Source organism: Enterovirga sp., assembly GCF_028290205.1.
Classification (GTDB): domain Bacteria; phylum Pseudomonadota; class Alphaproteobacteria; order Rhizobiales; family Beijerinckiaceae; genus Enterovirga.
This window is the reverse complement of the sequence record NZ_JAQGKF010000123.1, coordinates 1-8,424: the sequence shown is the minus strand read 5'-3', so window position 1 is coordinate 8,424 and position 8,424 is coordinate 1. Positions and strand designations below refer to the sequence as shown.

Sequence of the window (8,424 nt, the reverse complement as noted above, 5' to 3'; positions counted from 1 at the left end):
GTGCCCCCCGAGGGTCGGGCCGCCCGCGTGGACGGGCGGGCCGGCCGGGCCACGGCGGGAGCCCGCCGCGGTGTCTCGGCGCTCTGCGGCCGCGCAGCGCGACCTTCAGGGTTGACCACGATTTCGGGCAGAGCGGTCTGAGCTCGAGCCCCCTCGGCAAAGCTCAAAGCGGGCACGCAAACGGCAAATGCCCACGCGAATCGGCGTGGAGAATCCATCAACAACCTCCTTGCGGCTCCCCGCCGCAGGTTCGATCGCGTCCGGCCGGTCTCCTGGCTCGCGGCTCTCCGTTCGGCCCGTCTTCCCAGCCCGAAGGCCAGTGACATGGTGGGTTCGAACTCGCCGCTCACAGTTGCGGGGGCAGCCGAGGCTTCGGGGGACACCCAAACCTCGTTCCCGTTTCACCCGAATGGGCACCGGACGCAGTGAGGCGACAGAGCACGGCGGCCCGAGCGGCTCAAGTGCTGTTTTGCGGCGGTCCCCACGAGAGCGCCCTTGCGGCCCAGCCCGCATACGGGCTTGCCCGGCCCGGGCTCCGGGGCGATCGGGCCCGCGCCGGTGCGGCGCCGCTAGAGGGCTGCAGGCTTCCGGGTGATGCCCTCCAGGGCCTCCAAGGCCGGCAGCACCATGGTTTCACGCAGCACGGCCGGCAGGCCGAAGACGACGTGCCTCGCGTTGTGAATCAGGGCCGGTGCCGCCTCATACAGAAACAGGTCGGTGGCGCGTCGGTCCATGGTGGCCAGCCGGTGGATCTCCTGGGTGGCCAGCTCGAACCTGATCTCGGCGTCGAAGGCGGCGTCGTAATCCTCGTTGATCAGGCCGTCGAAGGTCTTGAACCCGAGCTGCCGCAGCGTTCGCAGCGTTCCCGGCAGGCCGATGGTTATGAACGGATGGAGGCCGATCAGCGGCTTCAGGCTCTTTTCCGTGATGCGGCGGAGGCCCCGAGCCGTGAAGTCGCTCTCGGTGACCACGCTGAACGCCGTCCGGCGGTGCGCCTCGAAGTCGAAATCGAGGATCAGGCTTCCGCCGCTCGGATCGTGCGGCCGGTCGCCGCCCGGCAGGGTGAGCGGGCCCATGGCCGTCAAAGCGTCCCAGTGGCGCTTGAGCCGGCTCCACTGGAAGAAATACGCAAGTTCCTCCCGCTGCGCTTCGACCGTGGCCGGCGACAGCTTCCGGCCCACGCCGCCGAAGGACACCTCGCCGCGGGACAGGATGTCCCGGTCGATGAGGTCCAGCATCAGGAGGATCCTGTGCGTGCGGGCGGCGAAGTTCATGGCGAGAAACTGCTTGTTGCCCGCTGCGCGGTCGCCGATTCGCGCCCCCAGCTGCCGCTCGATATGCTGCTCGAGCGAGTCCGGATCGGGAAACATCGGGCCGATCAGCTGGGTGTCCTTGCGCCGCAGTCCGGCCAGCATCTCGGTCACCGATACGACCCAGGAGTGGTAGTAGACGCTCAGCGGCCGGTGCAGGCCCGCGCCATGGCGGGCGGCCCAGCCGTCCATCCAGCGGCCGTAATCCATGTTGTGGTTGATGATGACCAGAGCGTCGGGAGGGAAGTTGAGCTCCCGCGCGATGGTCGCGATCTGCGTGACGGCGTTTTCGGCGAGCGGCGGTCCTTCGCAGGAATCGTCGAGGACGATGACGCCACGCCCATCCTGGACGGCCGCGACGACCGGGTCCTTCAGGGTCTTGAGGATGCCCGGGACGTTGAGCATCGTGTCGAAGACGAGCGGATACAGGAACTTCCGCTCGCCGCCGCATTCGAAGCGCTCTGCCAGCGATTCCGGCAGCGTTGTGCATTCGAGCAGGCTGTAAATATTCGGTCGACGCGGATTGCCCTCGTCAGAGACCAGTTCGACATAGTCGGACAAGGTCTGTCCAGCCCGCATCACTAGCTCCTCAGCTCCATTGGAATTGCGCGTTACGCGGCTGACGAGCATTCACAAAACCGCGCCCCTGGCAGGACGAAATCAGCCGCCAGGGCACGCTAGTTTTATCCTGATCTCGTCCTGCCGATCAATTGCCCGATGTAATCGGTCCTTGCGGTTGAAGGCCCGACTTGGGAGTGCAACCTGTCCGACTTCGCGCCGCTTTGGCGCTTCCCGGCGTGCGGGTCGCCCCCGAGAGGACGGGCCGCTCGGCCTCGGCTGCGGGGGTCAGTGGTCCGGCGGGATCTCGCCTTTGAAATCCAAGGTCGGAGCGCTCGGCGCCACCAGCCCGAGCTGGATGAATTTGCGTCTCCAGGCCTCCGGCTGCCCGAGGCCGTCGCCGGTGTGGCCGGGGATATGCGCGAAGCTGACGCCCGGCACCGTGGTGAGCGACTCGTAATCGTCCGAGGCCACGACGAGGATCTTGGCCTGCACCTGAGGGTAGGCGTCCTGAATCGCGCGACTCAGGCGCTCCACCTCCTCAAGGGTGATGTCACGGCGGATAAAGAGGACGCGGCCCGGGCGCGAGAAGTTCGACCGCCAGCGCCCCAACAGGTAGGCCGTCCTGGCCTCGTACTCGGAAAACGACGTCAGGAAGTCATCGCGGATCAGTCCGTCGGAACCGCGAGGAAAGGAATGGCGGTATTCGATCTTGGTGCGATTATTGATCACCGAGCCTTTGTCTTCGGTGATAACGAAGTCCTGTTTGTTATCAAAACCAGAGAAATCCGTCTCGATAGCCGTAATCAGGCTTTCTGCCGGTGTAATTAGCCAGTCGAAATAGTCTGCCTCACTCTTCCCGGTGTGGCTGCGGATTTGGTAGGCGGGCTCGCAGGCCGACCCGAGCGAAACAATTCGATCATAAACCATGCTCTGTATCCAGCACTAATCTGGGATTGACCTGATCGGACCTGGAGCCCGTCGGCTCCGTCGCCCAGCGTTTCGCGCAGCCGGGTCGTCCTACGAGCGGATCCATGACGGCCGAGCCGTATCCGTCAACCTGGCATCGGGCCGCGGGAGGGGCCCGGGCCCTCGGCAAGAAAATAAAAGCAACTGCAAGGTGTGGCGTGAAGTAGAGGCCTCGACCGCGCGGAAAACTGCAAGGAAAAGTATATCCTTTTTTGCACGCCCAGATATGTCCAACAATCTGCTCACAAGCCGGGCTTGACTTCCCTCGTGAACTAACGCCTATACGCGCGGTTGTAGGAGGGGGATATGCGTCGCGGTTGTATCACCGACTACGAATCCATTTATGCTAGAAACTACTTTGGTCACGACGCAGGGATCTCTTCGTTCGATCCTGCGGTGATCGCGGCGCCGCTCTCCCGCCTGGCCGGGCAGCATGCCGGCAGGGTCCTCGACATGGGCGGCGGCAACGGGCGGCTCGCGCGCGAACTCGAGCCCTTCGACATCCGGACCATGACCGTCGACATCGCGGAGCGCGAGGCGCCGTTCTACGCGCGCGCCGATCTGTCGGCCTACGCGGCGGGCTCAGCCCGGGAGCTTAGGGCCCGCGTCGGAGAGGTGCTCGGGGACGATTACCTGCTGACCTGCCTCGACGTCGCCGAGCATCTCGACATCGAGCATCTGGCCGATTTCGTGCTGAACATGCGGGCGCTGCTGCCCCGGCGCGGGCTCGTTTCCATTTCGCACAGGCCCAGTTCCGACTGGAACACCTACCATTCCACCATCCTGCCGCTCAGCAGCTGGGTGCACATCCTCAGGCTGGTGGGGATCGGCGCGACGCCCTTCGACGAGCTGAATGCCGGGCGAGGCATGGCCCGGATCGGCGGGGCCGATCCGTCCTTGGCCGCGATCGCCCATTGGCAGCGCGTCGACCCCTTTCGGTCCGAGCAGCCGACCCACCAGACATACCTGCTCGTCGAGGCTGTGTCGCAGACGCCGCCGGACGAGGCAGAGGTTCGCGACAGGATCGGGCGCTTTCTCGACATTTCCTATCGCGCTCAGAAAAGACGGGATTTCGACGCCTCGAACGCGCCCGTCCTCCATTACCACCTGAACTTCGTTCAGGACTGGTCCTTCCTGCGCTCGCTGCTGGACGTGTGGCCGGCGAGCCGGGTCCGGACGACGCTGCGCACCGATCTCATCGCGCCGCATCTGGCCGGTTCCATCGCGGCGGTGCTCAAGCGCGCCGCCGTGGCCTGCACCCCGATCGACACGGTTCAGGGCGGCTTCCACGCGATGGACCATTGGGGCGGGGTGGACGAGGCGCTCGTGATCGGCTCCGCCGAGGGCTACGTCTCGGCGACGCATCTGTCGGCCTCCCAGCTGCTGTTCGAGGCGCGCCGGCGCGGCGCCAGCACGCTCTGCCTCCAGCACGGCATGACCTTGCCGCGCCGCCTCACCTTCGCGGCCGGGTCCTTCGGAGCCTGGGACGAGGCCACGGCCGCGACGCTCAGGGCCGCTCTGCCGCCGGCCGATGCCGCCCGGATTGCCGTGACGGGTTCGCCGAAGCTGCTCGATGCTCTGCTGCCGGGTGACGACGCGGCTCTCGCCGCGCGGCTCGGGGCGCAGGTCGGCGCCTTCGCCCGCAAGGTGCTGATCGGCACCAACCTGCACTGGGACGCGCACCGGCACGGCAGCCAGGCGACCTACGCCTGGATCGAGCGCCTGCTCGCCCGCAACCCCGACACGCTGTTCGTTCTGCGGCCCCACCCTGACGATTCGTCCGTCTATGGTCGGCCGGACCTCCTGGCCCGGCCCAATCTCGTCCTGATGGACGACATGGCGCTGCTGGCACTCGACTGGCCTGTGGCCCGGCTCGTGCGCGCCGTGGATGGGGTTATCACCACCTATTCGACGCTGGCGCTCGATGCGCTCGCGGCCGGGCGCCCGCTCGCGGTGCTGCCCTATCGGCACGACCAGGCCCGGCGCCCCGAAGCCTTCTTCCCGGCGTCCTTGCCGCTCAACGGGGCGGCCGACGCCCTGCCCGTGCTGTCGGACGAGGATTGGAATGCCGGATGCCTGCCGGCCGCCCTGACCTCGCCACGCGACGGCACGCCGCAGGAGGCCGGCCGGGAGTGGTTCGAGCCGAGCCGGCACTGCCTGTCGCGAATCACCGGACTGGGCCGCGGGGCGGCGGCCCACGCAGTCGAACCGACACGCGACGCGATGGCCGAGGCTGCCTTCGAGGCGGCGCGCTTCGTCAGCTTCGACCGGCACCCGCATCAGGATCGGGCCAATTTCACGGCTGGCCTGACGGCCTTTCTGAACGAGGGCGCCTGAGCGCCGGCACACAGTTTCGTCGTCGAGCCGCCCCGGTGCCGGGGTCCGGCGCTGGCGACAGGTCGAAGGTTGCGAGCCCGACGGGCGAGGGTGGGGAAACACGCGTGGAGTTCCATGTCGTATTGCTGGACGCCGACGGCGGGGCGGATTTCGTCGACGTCCTCGCCCGGGTGTGGGACGCCCATCCGGGCCAGCCGGTGGTCGTCCACGGGCTCACCGAACAGGTGACTCCGCGCCTCGCGGCGCTGTCCTCGGCCGTCGCGCCGACCATGCGCTTTGTGTGGCACGCCGACCGCCGCTCGGCGCTCGCCGCCCTCGTGGCGCTTGTGGCTCCCGAGGACCTCGTCTGGTTTCCGGCCGAGATGTCGGCCCTGTCTCCGACCGCGCTCGACGAGGCGCTTGCCGCCTTTGAACGGCACGGCGCGGCCACGGTCGCGGCGGTGAGGGAGATCGGCTTCGATGATCTGCGTCGTCGCCTGCTCGGGCCGCCCATCGACACGCTGGCCAGCGTGCTGGACGGCCAGCTTCCCATCGGCGTGCTGATCTTCTCCGGGCGCGCCTTCGCCGGCGGGCTCAAACTCCTGCCGGCGCAGGACCGTGCTCCCGCGGCCCTGGAGGTGCTCCTCCCTGTCCTGTCGCGGCCGGGCCGGGTCGTGGGCCTGTTCAACGCGCATCTGACGCTGGCCCATCGCGGGCAGGTGGACGGGATGGGCGCGGGCCCGCGCCTTGCGCGCGCGTTCCTGGAGCGCTGGCGGCTCGGTCCGCTCGCCCGCAAGCAGGCCCGGGTCATCATCGAGGGCTGGACCGACGCCTTCGCGCTCGTGGAAATGGAATCGGAGACGGTGACGTACCTGTCGGATCCGGCGGGCGCCGTCCGGCAGACCAGCCTCGACGCGTTTCTGAACGAGCTGCTGGCCTACACGCTGCCGAACCGGGTTTCAGGCCAGCCGCCGCCGACGCTTGTGGTCGCCCGGCCGGGAGCCATGGCGGCCCTTCGGGCGGCGCGGCTCGATGCGTGGCTCTTCGCGGATCTCGGGGCCAAAATCTCCGAAGCGACGATGGTCGCCTACCGGCTGGAACACTCGCAAGGCACCAGGCTCGAAATCGTCGACAGCCCCGAGATGCTGCCCGCCGATGTGATCGCCATCAAGGCCAACACCGTGGCCGAGGTCGCCGTCAAGGCCGGAATCGAATGGCTGGCGACGGCTCTCCGCCCGCAGCCGGACTTCGCCCACCGGACGGTGCGGATTCGGTCGCCGCTGCTGCCCGAGCACGCCGAGACGCTTCCCGCGCTCGAGCCCGACCCCGCCCAATCGGCGCTTCTGCGGCTCTGCGTCCGGCTGCGCAGACGCCTGCCGCCCGGCCACCCGCCCGACCTGATCGCCGATGAATGGCAGCGCGGCGCCGTCCAGGGCTGCATTGACCGGCTGTGCTGGCTGCTTCTCGGGGAGGGGCAGTTCGCCTTCCGGGGCGGCACCCGGCGCGACCGCTTGGACATCGTCATGGGCCTGCCGATTTTCAGCTTCGGCGGCGTCGAGCGGGTCTCGCTCAGGGTCGCGGAAGAACTGAGGCGTCTCGGCAACCGCACGAGCGTCGTGGTGACCCGTCACCAGAGCGTCGAATCCCACAAGGAGGTCGCGGCCGCGTTCGACGAGATTCACGTTCTGCCAGCGAAGCAGGACGCGCCGGAAAGCCTGTGGAACGAGCCCGGCGCGTTGCGGCGGATCGCCAGCATCGTCGGGCAGGCGGATGTGTTCGTGCCGTCGCATGTGGCGGATTGGGCTGCGCTGTCCCCGACCCTGCGCAGCCGCAGCGGCATCATGGTCCCGTACCTGCACCTGCACGATGCGGAGATCGACGGCGCGCCGACCGGGCACGCGCACATGACGCGCGACGGCATGGGGGCGGCAGACGGCGCGATTGTCATCTCGCGGCAGCTCGCCAATTGGATGACGGCGAGCGGATTTCGCCGGGACCGCATCTGTGTGGCCCCGAACGGGCCGTCGCGCGCGTTCCCCGCGGCGACGTTGGCCGCCGCTGTGGCGGCCAAGATCGACCGGCCCGCCACCGGGCCGTTGCGGGTCCTCTATATCGGCCGTCTCGACGCCGAGAAGGGGTTGGACAGGCTCGGGGAAATCGCCCGCGAGGCCGATCGCTCGGAGGGACAGCTGGATCTCCGCTTCGTCGGCGCCCCGGTGCTGGCCGGCCGTTCCCTGCCTCCGGCTCTGGAGCGTCGGCGCCTGCCGCCGGTCTTCGACGACGACGAGTTGGCGGAGCATTTCGCCTGGGCCGACGTTCAGATTCTGGCTTCGCACCGGGAGGGCGTCCCGCTGGTGATCCTGGAAGCCATGGCGTTCGGCTGCGTGCCCGTCGTCACGGCCGTGGGCGCCGTCGACGAGGTCGTGCAGCACGGGGTCAACGGCCTTCTGGTCGACAACCACGCCGACGACGTCGCCGGGGAACTGATCGCTCATCTGCACGGGCTGCAGCGGAACAGGGCGGATCTCGTTCGCCTCGCTCAGGCGGCAGCGGCCAGCGTGCCTGAGGACGGCTGGAGACACACCGTGTCCGGGATCGATACCTTCCTGGGGCGGCTCGTCCAGACGCGGACCGGACGCGCAGCATGAACCGCTTTCCGCTTCCGCACGGCTTCGCGGTCACCGACGTGCTCGATCTCAGCGGCCGGCCGGACGACGGCGCCGCCGCCGTCACGATCACCTGGGAGAGCGAGCCCGGGAAGACGGAGCTGGAACTCACCCTCGACCTGCCCGGCCGGGCGGCGTCGCTTGTCGTGATGAGCGCGGCCGGCGTGTTGTTTCCCCCGGTGCGGATCCCGTTCCCGCGCGCCGAGGACCGGGTCGCGATCCGGTTCGAAGTGGATCACGGCCTGGTGGTGATCTCCTCCGGAGAAGCCGAGCTGAAGCGGCTGCGACTGTCCTCGTGGCCGGGCTCCGTCCGCCACGTCCTGGTCAGCGGCCTGACCGACATCACGCTGGCCCACCGCAACAACCCGATCAACGCCCTGAACTGGCGCGGCGCCGCTCTCCCGTCCGGGCTGCCGAGCCGCACCGACCCGCTGATCGGCCGCGAGCGCCTTCTGCCGGGCCTGTCTCTCATCATCCGGGCCAAGAACGAGAGCCTCAACGTCGAGGGATGTATCGGTTCGGTCGCCGGGCTCGCCGAGGAGGTGATCTTTGTCGACAACGGCTCGACCGACGACACGCTGGCCAAGGCGGAGCGGCTCGCCGCC

General features: G+C 68.4%; 5 protein-coding genes and 1 riboswitch. Of the genes, 3 read left to right on the top strand and 2 right to left on the bottom strand.

The genetic code is table 11. From position 1 onward, the window contains the following. Positions 1 to 244 precede the first annotated feature (244 nt). A riboswitch (cobalamin riboswitch) is annotated at positions 245 to 436 on the bottom strand. A 133-nt stretch (positions 437 to 569) separates the two neighbouring features. Both JWR86_RS08880 and JWR86_RS08875 read right to left on the bottom strand, forming a co-directional pair. Further along, entirely contained in the window at positions 570 to 1,889 is a 1,320-nt protein-coding gene (locus tag JWR86_RS08880) for a hypothetical protein (protein WP_299563822.1), read from the bottom strand. A 267-nt stretch (positions 1,890 to 2,156) separates the two neighbouring features. Beyond that, entirely contained in the window at positions 2,157 to 2,798 is a 642-nt protein-coding gene (locus JWR86_RS08875) for a DUF1796 family putative cysteine peptidase (RefSeq protein ID WP_299563819.1), read from the bottom strand. 345 nt (positions 2,799 to 3,143) lie between these two features. Here JWR86_RS08875 and JWR86_RS08870 point away from each other — a divergent pair, with 345 nt between their 5' ends. The 3 genes from JWR86_RS08870 to JWR86_RS08860 all read left to right on the top strand — a co-directional run. Continuing rightward, positions 3,144 to 5,174, top strand: a complete 2,031-nt coding sequence (locus tag JWR86_RS08870) for a hypothetical protein (protein ID WP_299563816.1) — start codon at positions 3,144 to 3,146, stop codon at positions 5,172 to 5,174. Between the two features lie 104 nt (positions 5,175 to 5,278). After that, on the top strand, positions 5,279 to 7,801 hold the full coding sequence (locus JWR86_RS08865) for a glycosyltransferase family 4 protein (RefSeq protein WP_299563813.1): 2,523 nt from the start codon (positions 5,279 to 5,281) through the stop codon (positions 7,799 to 7,801). Continuing rightward, on the top strand, positions 7,798 to 8,424 hold a 627-nt coding region (locus JWR86_RS08860), incomplete at its 3' end, for a glycosyltransferase (RefSeq protein ID WP_299563810.1). The genes JWR86_RS08865 and JWR86_RS08860, both read left to right, overlap by 4 nt.